The organism is Gemella haemolysans, assembly GCF_028308085.1.
In the GTDB taxonomy this organism is placed as follows: Bacteria; Bacillota; Bacilli; order Staphylococcales; family Gemellaceae; genus Gemella; species Gemella haemolysans_D.
Map to the genome: position 1 here is coordinate 1 of NZ_JAQMFS010000075.1, position 22,876 is coordinate 22,876.

Here is a 22,876-nt window from a genome sequence, read left to right on the forward strand (position 1 = left end):
AATAGAACATATGACTGTATAAATATAAAAAAGATAGCGTAGCAGTCATTATAACTACTACGCTATCCTAAGTCTAACTTTTTGGGGTCAGATCAGATGACTAAGTGTACATTTGTTTTATCTTTTTACTAATTTTGTTTTTTGTTTATTTGATGTTTTTACAGGCTTAGGTACATAAGGTGGATAAAGTTTACGTCCTAATAATATTTGGAACGCTACAAGGATACCACTGACTACAAAGTAAATTCCTATAGCAGCGATACTCGTATATGTTAAAAATGTTAACATTATAGGAGTAATCCAAACCATATTTTTAGAAACATTTTGTATACGTTCAGCCTCTGGTGTGCTTTGTGACATAGGATTGCTTTGCATCATACTTTGAGAAATTTTACCAACAATCATATATATTACAAAAACAAGAACTAATAGTATGTAAGATTTTTCTCCAAGTGAAATAGATAAAAAGCTTGAATCAAGAATATCTTTTGAATAGATTGGATTCTGTAGAGTAAAGTATAAACCAGAAATAAACGGTGCTTGAATTAGAATAGGTATTAAATTACCGAAAATTGCTGGTGAACAATCATACTTTTTATATATTTTAAAGAGTTCTTTTTGAAGTTCAGTTTGTTCAATCCTTATTTTCATTCGTTCATCATTATTAAGAGCTCTCTTTTGATCTTCACTAAGCTTTTTAATTTTACTTTGTACGAGATCTAATTCAGGTTTTGCTTTTTCCATATTGATAGATGATGTACGTTGTTTTTTATAATTTTTCAACATAAAAGGAAGTATAATACCTTTTACAATAAGTGTAATAATAATTATAGAAATACCCCAACTTTTAACGTAGATATTAATATTCGATAAAAACATATCCATATTTTTGGTGAAAGTATTATAAAAGAAACCATCGGTATCATTTGAAGAACATCCAGTTAAAAATATGACTAATATTAGAGTATAAATACAGAATAGATATTTTTTCATTTATTGCTCCTCCTTACATATATATTAGCATACACATTCATAAAATGAAAGGGGTATCATGTAAATATTTTTAAATATAATAATATTATTTAAAAGGATTATTATGTTAAAGTCAATTGTAAATAAAGAAAATTATAGTTTAAAATATAATAAAGGATGAAAATATTAATATAATTTATTTTTTCTAAGTATATAAGTAAGATAGAAAATAATGTGGAAATAGTGTTAGTAGGTTTAATTAAAGTATAGAAAATGGAAGGTAAATATTTATAGAGAGCGTATATGATTTTTATTATTTGTGGAAAAAGAAAAATTAGAAAATGTATTATTGAGATTTTCGTATTGATATCATTGTATTTTCATATTAAAATAATGGTGTAAAGTCTAATAACACTATAAAAATAAAATTATACAGAATATGAAATTTTCCACATACATAATAGGAGGTATTTATAATGGACAGTATATTAGGATCTCTAGTTGCAACTATAACTATTGCTTTTCTATATTTTATGCTTAGAAGAAAATCTCTCCCTATTTTTAAAAAGAATAAACGACAATTACTGGTGGAATTGATACCGACAGTTATATTTTGTATTTTCTTTCCAAAGGTGATCAAAATTGCTATAATTTTTTTATCGGTTGAGATTATTTTATATATTATAGATTATTGCAATGAGAAGAAAAATTCTATAAAATAAAGTTACATAATTTTAAAAAAAATGGAGAGCAATACTTATTTAATTTTTAAAAGAAATTTATTCTTTTCCTGTAATAATTTTACTATATCTTTACTATATATAAATTTGACGTAGATTAATTTTTTCATTATAATAAGTGTAGAAAAAGTCGGAGGGAAATACCGACTCTAAAAAGAAAATACTCTCAAGTTGATGTAGTCGTAGGAGTCTCGACTCTAAAAAGAAAGGCTCTTTTTTATACAGTCTGAATTAGGTATAGCTATCACAAAAGAATTATTTATCAGTAAATCACTAAAATAAATCAAATTAAGCATCGTTAATAGCCCCCAAAATTTGTCTAAATTTTGAGGGCTATTACTCTGGTTAACTAGTCTTTTTCTTATTTATGTATTTAATGATTATATAAGATAGCGATATAAAAATAATATATTTTAAATTTGTTATTTTTATATTAATTATGTAAAGGATATTTATTATACTTGTAAAAATTAGTAATAAAATTATATCGATTTTATCAGTTAATATATTTAATTTATTTTTATTTGAATCTATTACTATGTAGAATATTCCGAAAAGTGTACATATAAGTAAATAATTTATTATGAATGTGTTCTTTATTATTACATAATTTATTATATTGATAATTATAATAAATTTAAAACAAGTTAATATGTTTTGCGTCATTTTTATCTCCATTTTTATTTAGGTATATATCAATGTGACTTTAAAATAATGATTTCATTGAAATTAATTTTTTAAAGTGGATCGCAATATTGATTAAGTTAATTGCTTATCTTTTTTCTTTTTTCTTTTTTGTTTTAATTTTTCTATTTTTTTATTGACGAAATATGAACCTGTTCCTGATAACAGGCCTGTTATTACAGCGAATATTGCTATTTCTATATATTTTTCAGTATTCATTTTGTTACCTCCTACATACTTCATTATTGTTTTATTTGAGACGGATAATATTTACCTAAGATAAATTAAACAATAACTTCATTATATAATTTAGCATCTATTGTTACCTAAATAGATGTTTTAGATTTATTATGCTATGAATTTGTAGATTTAACTATACTTTAATTATATAAGATACAGGGCTGACTAAAAGACTAGTAGAAAGAATAGTATGTACAAATTTAGAATTTTTATTTATGAAATATACCTCCGCTTATGAATGTAAAATATAATATATGTTTGTAATTACATATAGATTAAATCATATTTCTATTATTAACGCTTTCATTGTAACGTGTTTTTGTGTTAAAGTCAATAAAAGACAATAAAACGCATATTATATATCAATCTGATATGATTCTAACTTTTTCACTATGAGAGAGTAGTGTAATCTGATATAATGTAAAGAAGTGAAATATATAAATTGATAAGATTATAGATTTAATGAAATCTACTAAAGGAGCTTTTGTATGATAAAATTAGTTGTTACAGATATTGATGATACGCTATTAAATAGTGATCGTGAGATTTCTAAGAAAAATAGAGAAGTAATTGAAGAGTGTAAGAAACAAGATATTAAAGTTATTTTAGCATCGGGTAGACCCGATTTTGGAATGATGAGTATAGTAGAAGATTTACAACTTGATAGTTATGATAACTACTTACTTTCATTTAATGGAGCTAGAATCGCCAATCTTAAAACGAATGAAGTAATCTATGAGAAGTTTTTATCTCCTGAGAGAATTAAGTTCTTAATAGATGTTGCTTTGGAGAATGATTGTGATATTCTTACTTATCAAGGTGGGAAAGTTCTTACCAATCGTGATAATGAATATGCACGAATTGAGTCTGGTTTAGTAAGTGCAGAATTAGTAATTAGTGAAAATATGAAAGATGATATTAAAGAAGGTGCGGCTAAGGTAATAATTCTTAAACATCCTGATGAAGCTGTCGTAGTGAAAGATAAACTAGCGCTTGAATTAGGTGATGAGTATGAGGTAGCTATGTCTAAACCGTTCTTTATCGAAATTAACGATAAGGGTATTTCTAAAGGAGTATCTTTAGATTCATTATGTAAAAATCTTGGTTTAACAAATGAAAATGTAATGGCATTAGGTGATGGACTTAATGATTTAAGTATGATTGAGTTCGCTGGTATGGGAGTTGCGGTAGATAATGCTAATCCTACTTTAAAAGAAGCGGCGAATTTTATTTCTAAGTCAAATGATGAAGATGGTTTCGCTTATGCTATTGAAAAATTTGTCCTTGGTAAAGATGTGTAGATAGAAAGAGGTTCTGATGAAAGTAACTTTGATTTGTGTAGGTAAAGTTAAGGAAAAATTTTATAGAGATGCTATAAAAGAATATGAAAAACGTCTTGGAGCATATATTAAGTTAAATACTATTGAAATTTCAGATGAAAAAGTAAAGGTAGAGAATGATTCAGAAATAGCTCTTGCGATGGAAAAAGAAGGAAATAACATATTATCAAAAATTAAAGATAATCAGTATGTTATTACTTTGGAAATTTTAGGTAAGAATTTATCAAGTGAGGAATTTGCATCAAAAATTGATAATTTAATGCTTACTGGTAAGAGTGATGTTGCATTGGTAATTGGTGGAAGTTATGGTCTTTCTGATAGTGTGAAAAAACGTAGTGATTTTGCATTATCGTTTAGTAGAATGACGTTTCCACACCAGATGATGCGTGTTGTCTTACTTGAACAGGTGTACAGAGCTTACCGTATAATAACAGGAGCAAGTTATCATAAATAATATAACAGATGCTGACACTAAAGTCTTAATTTTTACAAAGTTTATATAAAAAATCATAGACGCAGTGGCCTATTGATATCTAAATTCACTTTATAAAAGCTTTTTAGATATCTAATAGCCTGTGCGGGGGTGACTCGACAAAATCGATTTCTACGAAATCACGATTTTTGAGTCACTCCCTTTTTTACTATTAATTTATAAAGATTTTTAGTATAATAAAGAAAAGAACAGATATAAGAAAGGAGGGGAGTTTGTGGATATATTTAAAATGACAAATAGTCAGAAAGAGAATGTTATTTCCAAAGAAATAATCATTGCACTTAGAAAAAAAGGGGGAAGTGACACAAAAAGAGCGATAGCAGAGTATTTTAGAAAAAATTCTGAAGTTATAACTGAAGAATATATTGATTCTCGTCGTATCTCTAAAAAAAGTAATAGAGAGTATTCTCCATTCAAGTTTTTCTTTAATTTTACTTTGAGTTATTTAGAAAAAGCGGAATTTTTAAAAAAAGATGGTAAAGTTTATACTTTGACAAGTAAAGGGCGAGAAGCTAACCTTGATTCTTTAGATTTTTCAGCTATATATAAAGTAATTAATAAGAAGATTAAACGAAAAAAAGAGATAACAGATATTGAAGAAGTAATTTCTGAAGATGAAAAAGAAATTGTAGAAGATCAGTGGAGAGATGAGCTAATTAGAAAATTAAAAAAATTCAGCCCAGCAAAATTTGAGATGTTCGCTAGAAAACTCGTTTCAAAAATGAATGTTGAGATGGATGAAAAAATAGGGATTCAAGTTTCTAACGATGGTGGTCTTGATGGATTTGGATACATAACAAGTGATGATTTTCGAACTGCTAGAGTTGCTATTCAGGCTAAAAGATGGGAAGGGAATGTGCCTTCTCCTGAAATAGATAAGTTTAGAGGTGCAATGGATAAATATAATGCTGAATTCGGTATATTTATCACAACATCAAAATTTTCAAAATCAGCTATAGAAGCTTCTCGCCAAGGGACTAGAACAATAACCTTAATTGATGGTGATATTATAGCTGATTTAGTAGCGAAATATGAATTATATGTTAAACCTGTAACAACTTATGTGTTAGACGAATTTTATGATGTAGAATAGAATAGAAGAGAAGAGGAAAGTTATGTTTGGGTTCAATAATCATATGTTAGAATCATTATTTAATATCTTTGGAGGAATAGCTACTCTATATGCTAGTATTGGATATATTGTTTCAGTTATCTTTTCAAAAATTATGTTTGATATACTTGGGGTTAAACCGATTTTAGCACTTGTACCATTTTATAATACATATAGGATTTATAAAGAGTATAAAGGTCGTGTTTGGAAGAGAAACTGGGGAGTTGCGTATATACTAACTTTTATTTTTCCGGCTGGTATAATCACAGGTGTAGTATTAAATTTGACGAGTTATAAAGTGAATAATGAAGTTGTGTTTAATTTCATGCTTCTTTTTCTTGTTAGTATAATAATAGTTTTTATATGTTTTCTAATAATAAATGTATTTGGTGTAATTATGTTATTTATTATGTATTTACCAATTTTCGATACAAAAGTAAGAAAAGTAGTATTGAATATTCAAGCCGCACTAACACTATTAACTATATTTGGAACTAGTATTTTTATTGAAATAGATCCTAATTTTAATACTGTAAGGTTAGTGATGATACAAATGATTTTTTCTGTTGTATTTACTATTGTTTATCTTTTAGCGGCAAGAGAAGTTAGAGCTAGAATTAGAAGTGGAGAATATGTTCTTCAGGAGAAATTAGATTACGAGACTATGGATAGTTTTGAAATAAATGAAACCCTAAAAGCTCGTAAGAGAAGGTTAGTAGTGCCTATAATTTCTAATGAACTTAATTATAATGTAATAGAAAATAATGATATGAAATAAAGGAGGAATTTTTATGTTTGAAATAGATGAACATCTGATGAGTCAGATATTGGCTATAGGTTTAATTGTGTTGCTCATCGTAGTATTTTTTGGATATATTATTACAGCGATATTTTCAAAAATTATGTTTGATATACTTGGAGTTAGGCCAGGACTTGCGTTTATACCATTTTATAATACTTATAGAATTTATAAAGAATATAAAGGGCGCGTTTGGAAGAGAAATTGGGGAGTTGCCTATATAATAACTTTTGCGTTGCCTATGGCAGTCATAGGAGGATTGGTATTCGCATTAATTAACTTACCGATAATTACAGGTGATAGATTTTATGAAGAATTTGCAACGACGCTGATTTTAGGGTTTGCCGTATTGATAATTGGTGGAATAGTAATCTCAGTATTTAATTTTATTCTGTTATTTATTACGTATTTACTAATATTCGATACAAAAGGTAGAAGAATAGTATTATATATCCAAGCTGGATTAACGATTTTATCTTTATTTAGTGGATTTATTTTTCAAGGAGATCCTGTATTAAGAAATATTTTCTCAGTATCTCAATTCATATTCTCTATTGTGTTTATGGTTGTCTACTTTGTTGCTGCTACAGATATTAGAGCTAGGGTTAGAAGTGGTAAATATGTTCTTCAAGAAAAATTAGATTATAACAATCTAAATAGTTATGAGATTGATTCTATTTTGAAGACTCGCGATAGAAAATTAGTTGTTCCTGTTATGAATAATGGAATGCATAACTATCGAATGGGTGACTATCCTTATCCTGTGAATAATTATCCAATGAACAACAATGAAGAAGTAAATAGAATTGAATATGTTTAATGAGAAAAATCCAGGTGATTTGAATGTAATGTTTAAAGCTCCTGGATTTTTTATGTGAGATTTCAAGTATTTTCTATAGTTTTTTAGTAAATATTGAAAGTAAAGTTGATTTAAGATAGTCTTATGTTAGATTTTCTAACGTATATTTATAATTGTAGTGTTTTTTAAAGTATAATAGGTAGCGTAAAAAACAAATAAAACGAGGAGTTGACTCTTAATGGATAGATTTTTAGAATTATTGACTAACATTAATGACTTTATGTGGACTTATTTCCTAATAGGGTTGGTAATGGTAACTGGTATTTATTTTACATTTAGTACTAAGTTTGTTCAATTTACTTACATTAAAGAAATGTTCAGACTTATTACAGAAAAACCTAAAGTAGGTAAAGACGGCGAACAAAAAGGTGTTTCTGCTTTCCAAGCCTTCACAATCTCAGCTGCGTCAAGAGTAGGTACTGGTACAATTGCAGGGGTTGCTATTGCGATTGCAATGGGTGGACCTGGTTCAGTATTCTGGATGTGGGTAATGGCGCTTTTTGGAGGAGCTTCATCTTTTGCCGAATCAACGCTAGCCCAAGTATATAAAGTTCGTGATAGAAAAGGTGTTTATCGTGGGGGACCTGCTTACTATATGGAAAAAGGTCTTGGCCAAAAATGGATGGGTGTGCTTTTCGCGATTGTTATTTCTATAACATATGGTGTAGCATTTAACTCTGTTCAAACTAACACTATTGCTCAGGCTTTACAAGTATATGATATTAATGCAAATATTGCAGGTATTGCTTTATTAATTCTTACTATTTTCGTAATTTTTGGTGGTGTAACAAAAGTTGTTAAAATTACTCAATGGTTAGTACCAGTAATGGCAGTGGCGTACTTATTTATCGTATTAGTTATAATGGTTATTAACATTGACAAATTACCTGGTGTTCTTGCTCAAATCGTGAAATCAGCATTCGGTCTTGAACAAGTAGGTGGTGGAGTAATTGGTATGGGGACATCAATTCTTTTAGGAATTAAGCGTGGTATGTTCACTAACGAAGCTGGTTTAGGATCAACTCCTAACGCAGCGGCTACAGCTGATAGTACTCACCCAGCTAAGCAAGGATTTATCCAAACTCTAGGAGTTTACTTCGACACATGTTTAGTATGTACAGCAACAGCATTCTTAATCTTACTATATCCTGGTGTTGAATACGGAGCTGGTAAGTTACAAGGTATCCAACTTACACAAGCTGCCTTAACTTCACAAGTAGGAAGTATCGGAACAATTTTCTTAATCGTGGCTATTTTCTTATTCGGATATAGTTCTGTAATTGGTAACTACTACTATGGAGAAACAAACATTCAATATTTACTTCCTAAAAAATGGGCTGTAAATGTTTATCGTGTTATCGTATGTATCTTCGTATATGTAGGAAGTGTATTAGATTTAAACTTAGTTTGGGGAATTGCCGATGTAACAATGGGGATTATGAGTTTACTTAACTTAATCGCGATTATCGGACTTTCTGGTGTAGTTTATGTAGTATTAAAAGACTATGTGAAACAACATAAACAAGGAAAAGATCCAGAGTTTTACCTAGATAACTTACCAATTAAGTTAGATAATGCAACTGCATGGAAAAATAAAAAAGAAGATTAATATTTAAAAAAGTACTTCAATGATGGAATTAGATTTCTAATCGTTGAAGTACTTTTTTATATTTATCTGGAATGTTTTTTATAGGATATCAATCCATTTTTGTCTTGCATGAAGAATTCGGTGAATCATTACAGTTTTATTTTCTTTGTTCACTTTATAGAAAATGATGTAATTCTTAACAAGACATTTTCTAAATTTTTTACGGTGTAGATAGGCATCATCAACTAATCCATAGCGAAAAGGCATGACAGATAGAGCAGAAACAGCGGATTCTATTTCGTCAAGTAAGGCAGATGTAGTAAGTGGTGCATCTAAATTATGATAAATATAATGGATAATATCTTTTAAGTCTTTATGATAGGTTTCAGAAACAAGTATTTTATAATGTTCCATTTTTTAGATCCTCTCTTAAGCTTTTCATGGAATCATCAAAAGTAAGGGTACGACCGTTTGTAAAATCAGATTCACTTTGCTCAAGAAGTTGATATAGTTCGTATCTTCCCATGAATTTATTGAATAAATCAATACTCATGACGGCAAGGTCACCGCGCCCATTTTTGGTAATAAAGATGGGTTCACCTGTTTCATGGCAAAATGAAGAAATTTCATTGTAATTATTACGTAAATCTGTACTTGATTTAATGTTCGGCATAATAGCACCTCCTCTAATCTAAAGATATTATACTATTATTTCTTTAGAATGTCAAAAATATAAAAGGTAGAGGGCTTAGAAATTAACAAATTCTTACGCACCACACTTACAAAGTTTTCCTTTTGCTTGCATTATAAAAAAAAGTATGTTATTATATTAAACATATTTTAATTATAAAATATATGCGATGAGCCGATAAGTAGAAGTTCTTGCGTACCGTAGGATACAGAAAAGAAATCAGTGGTTGAGAGATTTCTCCTAGGCAGGACTTTGAAGTAGCCGGTGAGCATTTAGAGTGAAAGTAAGTAGCTTTAAACGTGGTTAGAGCGTTAATCTTATTAAGTGCTAATGTTATAATTAGAATAAAGGTGGTACCACGGAAACTTTCGTCCTTATGTTAAGGATGGAGGTTATTTTTTTTATCTAAAAAAATACCACAAAAATAACTATGAAATTTAAAATAATTAATAATAAAATAAAAATTTAGGAGGAACAGTCATGACTGAAATGTCTACAAAATATAATCCGACCGAAGTAGAAAATAATCGCTACAACTGGTGGTTGGAAAAAGAAGTTTTTAAAGCTGATAATAAAAGTAAAAAAAATCCATATACAATCGTAATTCCACCACCAAACGTAACTGGTAAATTACACATTGGACATGCTTGGGATACAACTTTACAAGATATGTTAACACGTTACAAACGTCTTAAAGGATTTGATGTGCTTTATCTTCCAGGAATGGACCACGCTGGTATTTCTACACAAGCTAAAGTAGAAGCTAAAATGCGTGAAGAAGGATTAAGTCGTTATGATTTAGGTCGTGAAAAATTCTTAGAGCGTGCATGGGAATGGAAAGAAGAATATGCTGGATATATTCGTGTACAGTGGGCTAAACTTGGATTAGGTTTAGACTACTCAAGAGAAAGATTTACATTAGATGAAGGATTAAATAAAGCAGTAACGAAAATTTTCGTAGATCACTACAACAATGGTACAATCTACCGTGGTGAGAAAATTATCAACTGGGATCCAGTTCAAAGAACTGCATTATCTAATATCGAAGTAATTCACAAAGACGTAGAAGGTGCATTCTATCACCTTAAATATTTCTTAGCTGATGGAAGTGGAGACTATCTAGAAGTAGCAACTACTCGTCCTGAAACTTTATTCGGAGATACTGCGGTTGCTGTTCACCCTGAAGATGAAAGATATCAAAAATATATTGGTAAAACAGTTCTATTACCAGTAACAAATAAAGAAATTCCTGTTATTGCAGATGAATATGTAGAAAAAGATTTCGGAAGTGGAGTAGTTAAAATAACTCCTGCCCACGATCCAAATGACTTTGAAGTAGGAGAACGTCATAACTTAGAACGCATCATCGTTATGGATGAAGGTGCTGTTATGAATGAACATGCTGATAAATATAACGGTATGGATCGTTTCGAATGTCGTAAGGCTCTTATCGCTGATTTACAAGAAAGCGGAGTATGCTTCAAGATTGAAAAACACCTTCACTCAGTAGGTCACTCTGAGCGTAGTGGTGCGGTTGTTGAACCATATCTTTCTAAACAATGGTTCGTTGACATGAAACCTCTTGCTGATAAAGTATTAGAAAATCAAAAAGATGCAGATAGAAAAGTTAACTTCTATCCACCACGTTTTGAAAATACGTTAAATACTTGGATGGAAAATATCCAAGACTGGTGTATTTCTCGTCAATTATGGTGGGGACACCGTATTCCAGCATGGTATCACAAAGAAACTGGTGAAGTTTATGTTGATGTAAACCCACCAAAAGATATTGAAAACTATGTTCAAGATGAAGATGTTCTTGATACTTGGTACTCTTCAGCATTATTCCCATTCTCAACATTAGGATGGCCAGATTTAGAAAGTGAAGATTTCAAACGTTACTATCCAAATAGCTGTCTAGTAACTGGATATGACATCATCTTCTTCTGGGTTGCTCGTATGGTATTCCAAGGATTAGAATTTACAGGAACACGTCCATTTGAAGATTGTTTAATCCACGGTTTAGTTCGTGATGAACAAGGTCGTAAGATGAGTAAATCACTTGGTAATGGTGTAGATCCAATGGAAGTAATCGAACAATACGGGGCTGATAGCTTACGTTACTTCTTAGCTACTAACTCAACACCAGGTCAAGACTTACGTTACTCAACTGAGAAAATTGAAGCAAGTTGGAACTATATCAATAAAATTTGGAACGCTTCTCGTTTCGTAATTATGAACCTTGAAGGTTTCGAATACAGTGATATTGATTTAACTGGAGAAAAAACATTAGCTGATAAATATATCTTAACAAAACTTGCTAAAACTATTGAAGATTTCGAAAGATTATTCGAAAAATATGAATTTGGTGAAGCAAGCCGTATTCTATACAACTTTGTATGGGAAGAATTCTGCTCATGGTATATCGAGATTGCTAAGATTTCATTAAATGGTGAAGATGAAGTTGCGAAGAAAACTACTAAATCTATTTTAGTATATGTACTTGATGCTTCTCTAAAAATGTTACATCCGTTTATGCCATTCGTAACTGAAGAAATCTGGCAACACATTCCTCACACTGGAGATAGTATTGTAACTAGTGAATTTGCTAAAGTTGATGCAAGTCTAGTATTCGAAAAAGAAACTGAAGATATGCAATTCATCCAAGATGTAATCACAGCAGTACGTAACATCCGTAGTGAAGTGAACGCTCCTATGTCTCGTGAGATTCCTATTAAAATTAAATACTCACAAGATAGCGTAAAAGAAGTGCTATTAAGTGGTAGTGCGTACTTAGAGAAATTTGCTCGTCCTAGCGAACTTATTATTGAACGCGAAGTAGAAGCAAGCGAAACTGACATCAGTCGTATCTTACCAGGTGCTGAGATCTACGTTTCATTAAGCGATTTAATCGATGTAGACAAAGAAAAAGAACGTCTAGGAAAAGAATTAGAAAAATTACAACAAGAATTAGATAGAGTAAATAAAAAACTTTCTAATGAAAAATTTGTTGGTTCTGCTCCAGAAGCGGTTGTAGCTAAAGAAAAAGAAAAACAAGCAACATATCAAGAACAATATGATAGTGTTAAAGAAAGAATAGCTGCATTAGATAATTTAAAATAGTATAGAATGAAAGAGAGTGATTCGAAAATCGTTTAGATTTTATCGAATCACTCTCTTATTCATTATGTAGTAAATAGCTGTAGATTAATTGTAATAAAAAAACTCTAGCTAGTTTTACCTAGCTTAGAGTTTTTTAATCATCTTTATTATTCTTTTTTCTCCAAATTAGGAAGAAAATTATTGCAATTATTATGATTATACCAATGTATGCACCATAATTTTTCACTGCTTCCCCTGTATTAGGAAGAGTACTTAGTGATAGTAGATTCATCTTAAATCCTCATTATATTATTTTTCTTCTTTTTGTTCAGGAGTATTTTTTAGAACTTCAGTTTCAACGCGTTCTTTAACTGAATCTAGTGTTTCAGTTGATTTGTTAGTGAAATCTTCAACTTTTTCTTGAACTTTTGCTTCGTCAACGTCTTTTTTAATATTTGATACTTGATCTTTAATTTTTTCGAATGAAGAAAGTGCTTTTTCTTTATAAGCTTCTACTGAAGGTTTGAATTCTTCAACGATTTTTTTTGCATCTCCTAAGTTTTCTTTAACTTCTGAAGTATATTCTTTTACACTAGATACGTGCCCTTTAATGTCTTTTACATTGCTAGATAGTTCTTTACCATAATCAACAGCATTATTGTATTTGTTTTCTAAAGCATTTTTAGCTTTTTTAAGATTTTTCACTAAGTCGTTGTATAGGTAGATTGCCGCTTCTTCAACACCATTTTTCTTAGTATAGCGAATCATACAACGTGTATAACCATAGTAATCTTTAGATTTTTTCTTAACGTATTCAGTGTGTTCTTCAACTTTGTTTGGATTTTTTGAGTAATAGTTAGCAACGGCTATACCTGTACCGATTGCAAATAATTTTGATAATTTTGACATACAATTTTCACCTCGATATATTATTAGATTAATTATATCATATAAACATTTAAATTTAAATAAAATAGACAATGAGTAACTCTATTTTAATATATTGGTAATAAAATAGGATAGGAATGTAGCTGTAATATCATTTAAAATGAAATAATCATACATAATAGATTTTATTATTACACATTAATATGATATAACTATTGAATTAGTGTGTAATATATTGTATAATAAAAAATATAATACAAGAAGGAGGAACAATGAAACTTACTGAGAGACATAAAGCTATAATTGAAATAGTAAAAAATTATGAGCCAATTACAAGTGATGAGATAGCAGAGAAGTTATCTTTGGGGAAATCTACTTTAAGAAATGATTTGGCAGTATTAGGAATGCTAGAAATCTTAGAAGCAAAGCCTAATGTAGGATACTATTACAATTATAACTTTTCACCAGGAGAACAACGTGAAGAAATAAAAAATAAATTAGTTAAAGATGTTATGGGGATAGCAATAACGGCTAAAAGTACAGCGAATTTCTCAGATGTATTATCTAAATTATTTATATATGATGTAGGAACAATCTTTATTGTCGATGAGAATAATCACCTCGCAGGTGTAACATCTAGAAAAGATATGTTGAAATTATCAAGAAATGCTGATGGTCAAAATCTTCCAATAGTACTAGCGATGACACGTGTACCAAATGTAATATACATATATGAAGATGAATTAGTTAGTGATGCCTTAAGGAAGTTAATTTTACATGAAATTGACTGCTTGCCTGTTGTAAGAGATGAGGATGGCGGCAAGGTGATCGTTGGAAAAATTTCAAAAACTACATTAATTAAATTATTATTGGAAATACTGGAGGGATAATATGTTAACTGTACATATAATTTCAGATTCGATAGGAAATACCGCAAAAGATGTTGTAGATGCAGCGTTAGTGCAGTTCTCTTATGGGAAAGCTGATTATAAGGTATTGAAGAATTCCAATGTTTGTACGATAGAAAAAATAGATTGTATTATGTCGAATGTAAATGATGGGGATGTAATAGTTCAAACATTGGTAGATAGTACCTTAGCTGAATACGTAAAGAAAAAAGGGTTAGAAAAAAATATAAAAGTTATAGATCTGTTAAGTGAAATGCTAAACACTTTTGAAGATAAACTTGGAATAAAATCTGAAGGGAATCCAGGTTTAAACAGAAAAATGGGAACTGAGTACTTCAAAAGGGTTGATGCATTGGAATTTGCTGTGAAGTATGATGATGGAAAAGATATTAATGGTCTTAAAGAGGCGGATATTGTTATTTTGGGGGTATCAAGAACGTCTAAAACACCATTAAGTTTATATCTAGCAAATAGAAACATTAAAGTTATGAATGTCCCTATTGTTCAAGATTTAATACTACCAGAGCAATTATATGAAGTAAAAAGAAAGATTATTGGTTTAACAAATTCAGTAGAACAACTTAATAAGTTGAGGGAAGAAAGATTAAAAACTTTAGGAGTGGATGGAAATACTGATTATACAGATGAAATCCAAATATTTGAAGAATTAGAGTACGCGTTAGAAATTATGGGGAAAATTGGTTGTCCGATAATAGATGTTCAAAATAAAGCTATTGAGGAAACTGCAGAGTTGATAATTGGGATAATGAGAGAACGCGGCTTAGAAGTTTAACATTTAATAAATAATTATATACTGTAACAAAAATGTGATGGGGGAATTTTAAAATGACAAAAAAATATGTTTATAATTTCAGTGAAGGAAATAAAGATATGAGATCTTTACTTGGGGGTAAAGGTGCAAATCTTGCAGAAATGAAGGGATTAGGGATTAATGTACCACCTGGTTTTACTATTACTACAGAAAGCTGTAATAGTTATTATGAAAATGGGGAACGAATTAAACCTGAGATTTTAAAACAAATTAATGAACAATTAGAAATATTAGAAAAAAATATAGGTAAAGAGTTGGGAAGTATAGAAAATCCGTTATTAGTTTCTGTACGAAGTGGTGCTGTATTTTCAATGCCTGGAATGATGGATACAATTTTAAATTTAGGATTGAATGATGAAACAACTATTGCCTTAGCTAAGAAAAATAATAATTATCGTTTTGCTTATGATAGTTATAGAAGATTTATTCAAATGTTCTCTGATGTAGTAATGGATGTAGAGAAATATAAATTTGAAGAAGTATTAACACGAGTAAAAAATGAAAATGGCTATGAACAAGATAGCGATATGAATGAAAAAGATTTATTTAAAGTTGTTGAAGAGTTCAAAGAAATCTACAAAAAAGAAGTAGGACGTGAATTTCCGATGAGTGTGAAGGAACAACTTATGCTAGCTATCGAAGCGGTATTTAAATCTTGGAATAATAATCGTGCTAAAGTATATAGAAGACTTCATAATATTAGTGATAAACTAGGGACTGCTGTAAATATCCAAGCCATGGTTTTCGGGAATATGGGAGACAATTGTGGTACTGGAGTATCATTTAGTAGAAACCCTGTAACTGGTGAAGATGAACTATTCGGAGAATATTTAATTAATGCACAAGGGGAAGATGTAGTTGCGGGAATTAGAACTCCGAAAAATATTAGTGTGCTAGCTGAAGATATGCCACATTTATATAAAGAATTTGTGGAACTTTCTAAAAAATTAGAAGGACACTATAAAGATATGCAAGATATTGAGTTTACTATTGAAGATGGTAAATTATATATTCTTCAAACAAGAAATGCTAAGAGAACTCCAAATGCTGTTGTCGAAGTTGCAGTTTCATTAGTAGAAGAAGGTGTTATTAGTAAGGAAGAGGCTATTTTAAGAGTAGGTACAGAAGAAATTAACAAACTTCTTCATTCTACATTTGAAGAAAAATCATTGAAACAAGCACAACAATTAACTCAAGGATTAGCGGCCTCACCAGGAGCGGCAGTGGGAGCAATTTATTTTACTGCTCATGAAGCGGTTGAAGCGGCTAAAACAAAACCGGTTGTATTAGTAAGAGAAGAAACATCACCTGAAGATATTGAAGGAATGGTTAGCTCAGAAGCCATTGTAACTCTACGTGGAGGTATGACATCACATGCTGCGGTAGTTGCACGTGGAATGGGTAAATGCTGCGTATGTGGTTGCCAAAACATGATTATTAATTATGACGAAAAAACTTTAAAAATTGCTGGAATTACATTAAAAGAAGGAGATGTAATCTCTGTTGATGGAAGCAGTGGTAAGGTTTATCTGGGTGAAGTTGATAAAATAGATGCTAGATTCAGCGATAGATTCAATAAGCTCTTAGGATGGGCGGATGAAATTAGAAGTCTAAAAGTATTAGCAAATGCTGATAATGAAGTTGATGCAAAAGTTGCTTTCGAGTTTGGAGCTGAAGGAATTGGATTATGTAGAACAGAACATATGTTCTTTGAAGAAGATAGAATTAGTTTAGTTAGAAAAATGATACTAGCATCAGATACAAATGAAAGAATTAGATTCTTAGATAGATTACAACCAATTCAAAGTGATGATTTCTATAAAATTTTTAAAGAAGCGAAAGGTAAATCTGTTAACATAAGATTACTAGATCCACCACTTCATGAATTCTTACCGAAAGATGAAAAAACTGTAAAAGTTATTGCTGAGGAAATAGGTGTAAGTGTTAGTCAATTAGAAGCAAAAATTGCTAGTATTGCTGAGTTCAACCCTATGATGGGACACCGTGGTTGCCGTCTAGGAATAACATTTCCAGAAATTTATTTAATGCAGGCAAAAGCGATCAGTTCAGCAGCGATTAGAGCACGTAAAGAAGGAATTGAAGTTAATGTAGAAATTATGATTCCGTTAGTAGGTTTAGAAAAAGAACTTGTAGTTCTACGTGAGCAAATAGTTGAATTAGTTGAAAAAGAAATACAGTTATACAATGCGGACTTTAATTATAAAGTAGGAACTATGATTGAAATACCACGAGCTTGTGTAGTAGCTGATAAGATTGCTGAACATGCAGATTTCTTCAGTTTCGGAACAAATGACTTAACACAATTAACATTTGGTTATTCAAGAGACGACGCTGAGAAATTTATCGATATCTATAAGAAAAAAAATATCTTAGAGTCAGATCCATTTGTTCATTTAGATGAGAGTGGAGTACTAGAGTTAATGAAGATTGCTGTCAATAAAGCAAAAGCTGTAAAACCAAATATTAAACTAGGAATTTGTGGTGAACATGGGGGAGATGAAAAATCAATTCTACTTTGTTCAAAAATTGGTTTAGGTTATGTTTCTTGTTCACCATATCGAGTTATTATCGCAAGAATTGCAGCCGCTAAAGTAGCCATTAGCGATATAGAAGTAGCGTTAACTAAGTAAAATGTTAAAGAAGAAATAGAGGTTTTTAGTAATTTATCTACTAAGACTTTGCTATAATAATTAATGATTATATTAGCAGAATATGAGGGTGATTCTTAATGAATTACCCTTTATTTTTTTAGTATAAGAAAATATGTGGGTTAAAGATTTAAATTATGTCTTAATTAACTGAATTATAATTATAAAGTCTTTGTAAATATTACAAAAATATTAAATAATAGTTAATATTATACAAAGTAAATTGATTTTTTTTTCATTATACATTAAAATTAATGTAGTATATTGTACCATTTTATATCGAAAAAAGGGTTCAAATCAAAATGAAAGTTAAATGAAAGTTTAAATATTGAAAAAGAGAGGATATACTATGGCAGAAAATAATAATAGTCGGTTATCGAGAAGAGATAGACACTCTCAGGAAAGAAAGAGTGTTATGCCAGGTGGATATATATCTAGAGGGAATAATAATCCAACAAATAATGGGCAACAAAGAAGACCATTAACAAATGAAGAAGTAATGAGAAGAAATGCACAGAACGCAGGACCTTCCAATCAACAACAAAGAGCAGGTAATGCTAATCAAGGACAAGGAGTACCACCTGTTAGACCGAGAAATGCTCAACAATCAGCAAGAACTGGTAAACCAGGAGGGCCTAGACGGCCATTAGGTCCAAATAGAATTAGTAATCCAAATTCTAAAAAATCCAATAAAACTTTATGGATGAAAATATTGAGATATGGGTTATATGCAGCAAGTGTTGCTATTATATCACTATTCTTACTATGTGTATTCTGGATTTATCAAGCACCTGCATTTGACTCTAAGATACTAGATAATAACTCAAGAACAATCGTTTATGATGTTAATAATAATGAGGTGGCAAAATTAGGGAACCAGATTGGTGAAAATTTAAATACATCAGACATCCCGACAAAAATGCAAGATGCAATCTTAGCGACAGAGGATAATAGATTTTTCGAACATGGAGCAGTCGATTTTAGACGTTTAGTAGGAGCGGTATTTTCAAACCTTACAAGTGGGTTTGGATCTCAAGGTGCGTCAACAATTTCTCAACAGTTAATTAAGAGAACATTCTTAGACGATAATAAGAGTATGAAGCGTAAAGTTCAAGAAGCATATCTTGCATATAAACTTGAACAAAACTACGATAAAGAATCTATATTTACTATGTATGTAAATAGAATCTATTATTCAGATGGAGTATATGGATTAAAAACAGCTTCTAAGTACTATTTTGGAAAAGAGTTAAATCAATTAACTCTTTCGCAGATGGCGCTTTTAGCGGGGTTACCTCAGCATCCTAATACATATAATCCATATGATAATCCTGAAGCGGCTAAAGCTCGTCGTGACACTGTATTGTATTTAATGCAATACCATGGGAAAATCTCAGAAGCAGAATCAACAGCAGCTCAAAAAACTAATGTATTAGATGGATTAATAGAACGTGACGAAAGTGAACGTGTATTATTATCAAGTGAATTTGATTCAAAATATACTTCATATATGAATCAAATTGTAAATGAATTAAAAAATAGTAAAGAATTTAAAGATTATGAAGGTGACGTATTAAACTTAGGTCTTAAAATTTATACTAACTTTGATTCAAAAATTCAAGATACTTTAACAGAAAGTGTAAATGCTAACTATGCAGGAATAAAACAAGCAAGTAATGTGGCTATGGTTGTACTGAATAACGAAAATAGTGGTATAGCCGCTCTTTATGGAGGTAAAAAACAGACCTTCCATGGATTTAATATTGCAACGCAAGCTAAGTTACAACCCGGTTCATCAATTAAACCAATACTAGCTTATGGACCTGCTGTAGAATATCTAAATTGGGGTTCTGATCATACGGTTAATGACTCGAAAATTCAGGGATCTCAAATTCAAAACTGGGATAGACAATTCCACGGTAATATTACAATAAATAACGCATTAGTTTGGTCATATAATATTCCAGCTATTAAAACATATCAAGAAGTTGGTTTCGATAGAGTAAAACAATATGCAAATAATGTGGGTATGGATATCAAGGATAATTCTATTACTACTCCAATTGGAGGAAGTGGAGATGGATTCTCGCCATTACAAATGGCAGGAGCATATGTTCCGTTTAGTAATGGTGGATATTATGCAACACCAAAAGCTATCAAAAAAGTTTATGATAGTGAAGGTTCTGAAGTGAAGAGCTTCAGTAAAGATGACAGAAAACGTGTTATTAAAGAATCAACTGCGTACATTATGACTTCAATGTTAAGAAATGTAGTAAATGGTACGGCTTCGTTTGCTCGTATTAGTGGAGCTGATATGGCTGTTAAGACAGGTACAACTACATTCGGTGAAGGAGAAGCTCAAAAGTATAATTTTGATATAGATAATTATTCTAAAGATTCTTGGACAATTGGATATACTAGTAATTACACGATGGCTGTATGGCAAGGATTTGATGCAATTGATGGGCCGACGAAGTATATGACTCAAGAAGATACGCAGAAAACTCAAGCATTATATAGAATTAATATGCAAAATATAGTGCGTATTCACCCACCTAAAGGATTTAAAGTCCCAGAAAACGTTGGATCTATAAACGGTGGAGTTAAAGTTATTTCTGATAGTGAACGTCGAGAAATTGAAGAACAAAATAAACGTAATCAAGAAGAAAAAGATAAAGATAAAGATAGAAATAACAATAATAACAACGGTAATAACAGCAACGATGATAATAATCGTAATGGAAATAATTCTGAAGATAACAATAGTAATTTATCAAATCAAAATGGTCAACAGAATGGTAACAACGGTAATTCCCAATCACGAGGAGGCAACTCTAATGGAGTACAACCTGGTGTAAGGAATTCAGGAGCTAACAATAATAACAACGCTAGTAGAGGCAATAGATAATTAGTAATAAATCTACTGTACAGGAAATCTGTACGGTAGGTTTATTTTTTATAATTTTAAAATACTACACAAATATTTAGAAATGGTGTACAATATAGAAATGGAGCAGTTTATTTATTCTTTGTTAAACTGAAAAAAATCATTCCATAAAACTTATATTATTATAAAGACGGATGTGAAGCTATGAAGAAAAAATTAGTTATAATTACAGGAATAAGTGGAGCAGGAAAAAATACAGCGTTAGAGGTCTTTGAAAATCAAGGATATTTTTGTACAGATAATTTACCGGGACTTGTTGTAGAAGATTTTCTAAGAATTATTGAAGAAAAAGAAATAGATAAAACAGCTATAAGCATAGATATTAGAAGCAAGCTTTTGTTTGTTGATTTAAAAGAAGTATTAAAAAAAATACAACAAAATGAATATTTTGATGTTCGTATAATATTTTTAGATAGTGAAGATCAAGTATTAGTAAATAGATATAAAGAAACTAGAAAAAATCATCCTTTGTCTAGTGAATTTAGTCTTCTAGAAGGAATTACTCAAGAAAGAAAAGATATGGATGCTATTAAAGGTATAGCGAATTATATTTATGATACTACAAATACAACCGTTAAAGACCTTAAAAAGAAAATTTTAGAAGATTTTGGTATTGAGAAAAAAGATAGTTATCATATTACAATTTCTAGTTTTGGATATAAATATGGTATACCTATAGATGCGGATAACATTGTAGATGTACGATTTTTAAGGAATCCATTTTATATAAATGAACTTAGGGAAAAAACTGGACAAGATAGTGAAGTATTTGATTATGTTTTTGATGATGAAGTCACTAAGGAATTTTATGATAAATATCTAGAATTAATGACTTACATGGTAGATAAGTATCAATATGAAGGAAGGGACAAGGTCGCAATTGCTGTTGGATGCACTGGTGGTAAACATCGCTCGGTGAGTATAGCGAGGAAATTACATGAAGATATCTCGAAACTTGGCTATAGAGTTTATCTAGAACATCGCGACATTAACAAGGGTAGGTAGAAAGATGAGAACTAAAATTAGAGTAGTCACTATAGGTGGAGGAACAGGGTTATCTGTTCTTTTAAGAGGGTTGAAAAAATATCCTCTTGATATAACTGCGGTAGTAACGGTAGCTGACGATGGTGGTAGTTCAGGGAAGATAAGAAGTGATATGAATATTCCATCACCAGGAGATATTAGAAATGTTATTGCTGCATTATCTGATGTAGAGCCGTATCTAGAAAAAATGTTCCAATATCGATTTGATAGTGGTGAAGTTAAGGGTCATCCGGTAGGTAATTTAATGATTGCTGCAATGACAGATATTCATGGAGATTTTTCAACTGCAGTAAAAGTTATGAGTAGAATTTTAAATGTTCGTGGAACGGTATTACCGACAACCAATGATATAGCGACTTTAAACGCTGTACTTTCTACAGGTGAAATTATAAGAGGAGAATCTTCAATTACTGAAGCTGGTGGAGAGATAGATCATGTTTATATTACACCTTCTAGGGTAAAACCTAATGAAGATGTGTTAAGAGCTATCGAAGAGGCGGATTATATTATAATGGGGCCAGGTAGTTTGTATACATCGATTATTCCCAATTTAGTAATTTCTCAGGTTTCTGATAAGATTAGAGAAAGTAAAGCTAAGAAAATATATGTTTGTAATGTCATGACTCAGCATGGAGAGACTGATAATTATACAGTTTCTGAACACATTACAGCTATCAATAAACATGTTGGAGAGAATATTTTTGATTTGGTTATTGCTAATTCTCGTGAGTTTGGTGATAGTATTTTATCGAAATATCACAAAGAAAAACAAGAACCGGTCAAAATCGATCAAGAAAAAATAGAAGAACTTGGAATTAAATTGATAAAAAATAATGACATCGGAATCGTTGATAATAACACGATTAGACATAATGCAGAAAAAGTTTCTGAATTAATTTACGATTATATTATAGACGACAAGCCAACAATGATTTATAATAAAAGATGAAAATAAAAAAAGGAGAACAA

Annotated in this window: 20 protein-coding genes and 1 other annotated feature; of the genes, 14 read left to right on the forward strand and 6 right to left on the reverse strand. The window is 30.5% G+C overall.

From position 1 onward, the window contains the following. Positions 1-117: 117 nt before the first annotated feature. Positions 118-993, reverse strand: a complete 876-nt coding sequence (gene yidC / locus PNO30_RS06135; protein ID WP_271987548.1) for a membrane protein insertase YidC — start codon at positions 991-993, stop codon at positions 118-120. A gap of 455 nt (positions 994-1,448) precedes the next feature. On the opposite strand from yidC, the gene PNO30_RS06140 reads away from it, so the two are divergent. Next, the gene (locus tag PNO30_RS06140; RefSeq protein ID WP_271987549.1) at positions 1,449-1,694 is read left to right on the forward strand and encodes a hypothetical protein; all 246 of its coding nucleotides are present in this window, start codon (positions 1,449-1,451) and stop codon (positions 1,692-1,694) included. Between the two features lie 777 nt (positions 1,695-2,471). Here PNO30_RS06140 and PNO30_RS06145 read toward each other — a convergent pair. Further along, on the reverse strand, positions 2,472-2,615 hold the full coding sequence (locus PNO30_RS06145; RefSeq protein WP_161800971.1) for a hypothetical protein: 144 nt from the start codon (positions 2,613-2,615) through the stop codon (positions 2,472-2,474). A 509-nt stretch (positions 2,616-3,124) separates the two neighbouring features. On the opposite strand from PNO30_RS06145, the gene PNO30_RS06150 reads away from it, so the two are divergent. The 6 genes from PNO30_RS06150 (at position 3,125) to PNO30_RS06175 (ending at position 8,847) form a co-directional block, all read left to right on the forward strand. Next, positions 3,125-3,937: a Cof-type HAD-IIB family hydrolase gene (locus tag PNO30_RS06150; protein WP_271987550.1), complete on the forward strand. Its 813-nt coding sequence runs from the start codon at positions 3,125-3,127 to the stop codon at positions 3,935-3,937. Between the two features lie 16 nt (positions 3,938-3,953). Further along, positions 3,954-4,430 (forward strand): 23S rRNA (pseudouridine(1915)-N(3))-methyltransferase RlmH, encoded by a 477-nt coding sequence (rlmH, locus tag PNO30_RS06155; protein WP_048803186.1) that lies wholly within the window; start codon positions 3,954-3,956, stop codon positions 4,428-4,430. A 253-nt stretch (positions 4,431-4,683) separates the two neighbouring features. Continuing rightward, positions 4,684-5,562, forward strand: a complete 879-nt coding sequence (locus tag PNO30_RS06160; RefSeq protein WP_271987551.1) for a restriction endonuclease — start codon at positions 4,684-4,686, stop codon at positions 5,560-5,562. A 22-nt stretch (positions 5,563-5,584) separates the two neighbouring features. Then, the gene (locus PNO30_RS06165; RefSeq protein ID WP_271964568.1) at positions 5,585-6,358 is read left to right on the forward strand and encodes a hypothetical protein; all 774 of its coding nucleotides are present in this window, start codon (positions 5,585-5,587) and stop codon (positions 6,356-6,358) included. 13 nt (positions 6,359-6,371) lie between these two features. Then, complete coding sequence (locus PNO30_RS06170; protein ID WP_271987552.1) at positions 6,372-7,199, forward strand: hypothetical protein; 828 nt, start codon at positions 6,372-6,374, stop codon at positions 7,197-7,199. Between the two features lie 217 nt (positions 7,200-7,416). Next, positions 7,417-8,847: an alanine/glycine:cation symporter family protein gene (locus PNO30_RS06175; protein ID WP_271987553.1), complete on the forward strand. Its 1,431-nt coding sequence runs from the start codon at positions 7,417-7,419 to the stop codon at positions 8,845-8,847. Between the two features lie 78 nt (positions 8,848-8,925). On the opposite strand, the gene PNO30_RS06180 is transcribed toward PNO30_RS06175, so the two are convergent. Together PNO30_RS06180 and PNO30_RS06185 are read right to left on the reverse strand one after the other, a co-directional pair. Further along, positions 8,926-9,240, reverse strand: coding sequence for a type II toxin-antitoxin system RelE/ParE family toxin (locus PNO30_RS06180; protein ID WP_271987555.1), 315 nt, complete (start codon positions 9,238-9,240; stop codon positions 8,926-8,928). Beyond that, positions 9,227-9,499, reverse strand: a complete 273-nt coding sequence (locus tag PNO30_RS06185) for a type II toxin-antitoxin system Phd/YefM family antitoxin (protein ID WP_271987556.1) — start codon at positions 9,497-9,499, stop codon at positions 9,227-9,229. Before PNO30_RS06185 ends, PNO30_RS06180 begins: the two co-directional genes overlap by 14 nt. A 178-nt stretch (positions 9,500-9,677) precedes the next feature. Beyond that, positions 9,678-9,896, forward strand: a binding site (T-box leader). 101 nt (positions 9,897-9,997) lie between these two features. Here PNO30_RS06185 and PNO30_RS06190 point away from each other — a divergent pair. Beyond that, the gene (locus PNO30_RS06190; protein WP_271987557.1) at positions 9,998-12,640 is read left to right on the forward strand and encodes a valine--tRNA ligase; all 2,643 of its coding nucleotides are present in this window, start codon (positions 9,998-10,000) and stop codon (positions 12,638-12,640) included. A gap of 133 nt (positions 12,641-12,773) precedes the next feature. On the opposite strand, the gene PNO30_RS06195 is transcribed toward PNO30_RS06190, so the two are convergent. Continuing rightward, a complete protein-coding gene (locus PNO30_RS06195; protein ID WP_271987558.1) occupies positions 12,774-12,911 on the reverse strand; it encodes an LPXTG cell wall anchor domain-containing protein in 138 nt (45 codons plus the stop codon). A gap of 17 nt (positions 12,912-12,928) precedes the next feature. Then, positions 12,929-13,528 (reverse strand): hypothetical protein, encoded by a 600-nt coding sequence (locus PNO30_RS06200; protein ID WP_271987560.1) that lies wholly within the window; start codon positions 13,526-13,528, stop codon positions 12,929-12,931. Positions 13,529-13,779: 251 nt separating this feature from the next. Between PNO30_RS06200 and PNO30_RS06205 the strand changes: the two genes are divergently transcribed. From PNO30_RS06205 to PNO30_RS06230, 6 genes are all read left to right on the forward strand, one after another. Continuing rightward, the gene (locus PNO30_RS06205; protein ID WP_003146683.1) at positions 13,780-14,397 is read left to right on the forward strand and encodes a CBS domain-containing protein; all 618 of its coding nucleotides are present in this window, start codon (positions 13,780-13,782) and stop codon (positions 14,395-14,397) included. A 1-nt stretch (position 14,398) separates the two neighbouring features. Beyond that, on the forward strand, positions 14,399-15,208 hold the full coding sequence (locus PNO30_RS06210) for a pyruvate, water dikinase regulatory protein (RefSeq protein WP_003146682.1): 810 nt from the start codon (positions 14,399-14,401) through the stop codon (positions 15,206-15,208). A 53-nt stretch (positions 15,209-15,261) separates the two neighbouring features. After that, the gene (gene ppdK, locus PNO30_RS06215) at positions 15,262-17,898 is read left to right on the forward strand and encodes a pyruvate, phosphate dikinase (protein ID WP_271987561.1); all 2,637 of its coding nucleotides are present in this window, start codon (positions 15,262-15,264) and stop codon (positions 17,896-17,898) included. Positions 17,899-18,265: 367 nt separating this feature from the next. After that, on the forward strand, positions 18,266-20,824 hold the full coding sequence (locus PNO30_RS06220) for a transglycosylase domain-containing protein (RefSeq protein ID WP_271987562.1): 2,559 nt from the start codon (positions 18,266-18,268) through the stop codon (positions 20,822-20,824). Between the two features lie 183 nt (positions 20,825-21,007). Beyond that, complete coding sequence (gene rapZ, locus PNO30_RS06225; protein ID WP_271987563.1) at positions 21,008-21,868, forward strand: RNase adapter RapZ; 861 nt, start codon at positions 21,008-21,010, stop codon at positions 21,866-21,868. 4 nt (positions 21,869-21,872) lie between these two features. Further along, a complete protein-coding gene (locus PNO30_RS06230; protein ID WP_271987565.1) occupies positions 21,873-22,856 on the forward strand; it encodes a gluconeogenesis factor YvcK family protein in 984 nt (327 codons plus the stop codon). The last annotated feature ends 20 nt before the right edge of the window (positions 22,857-22,876 follow it).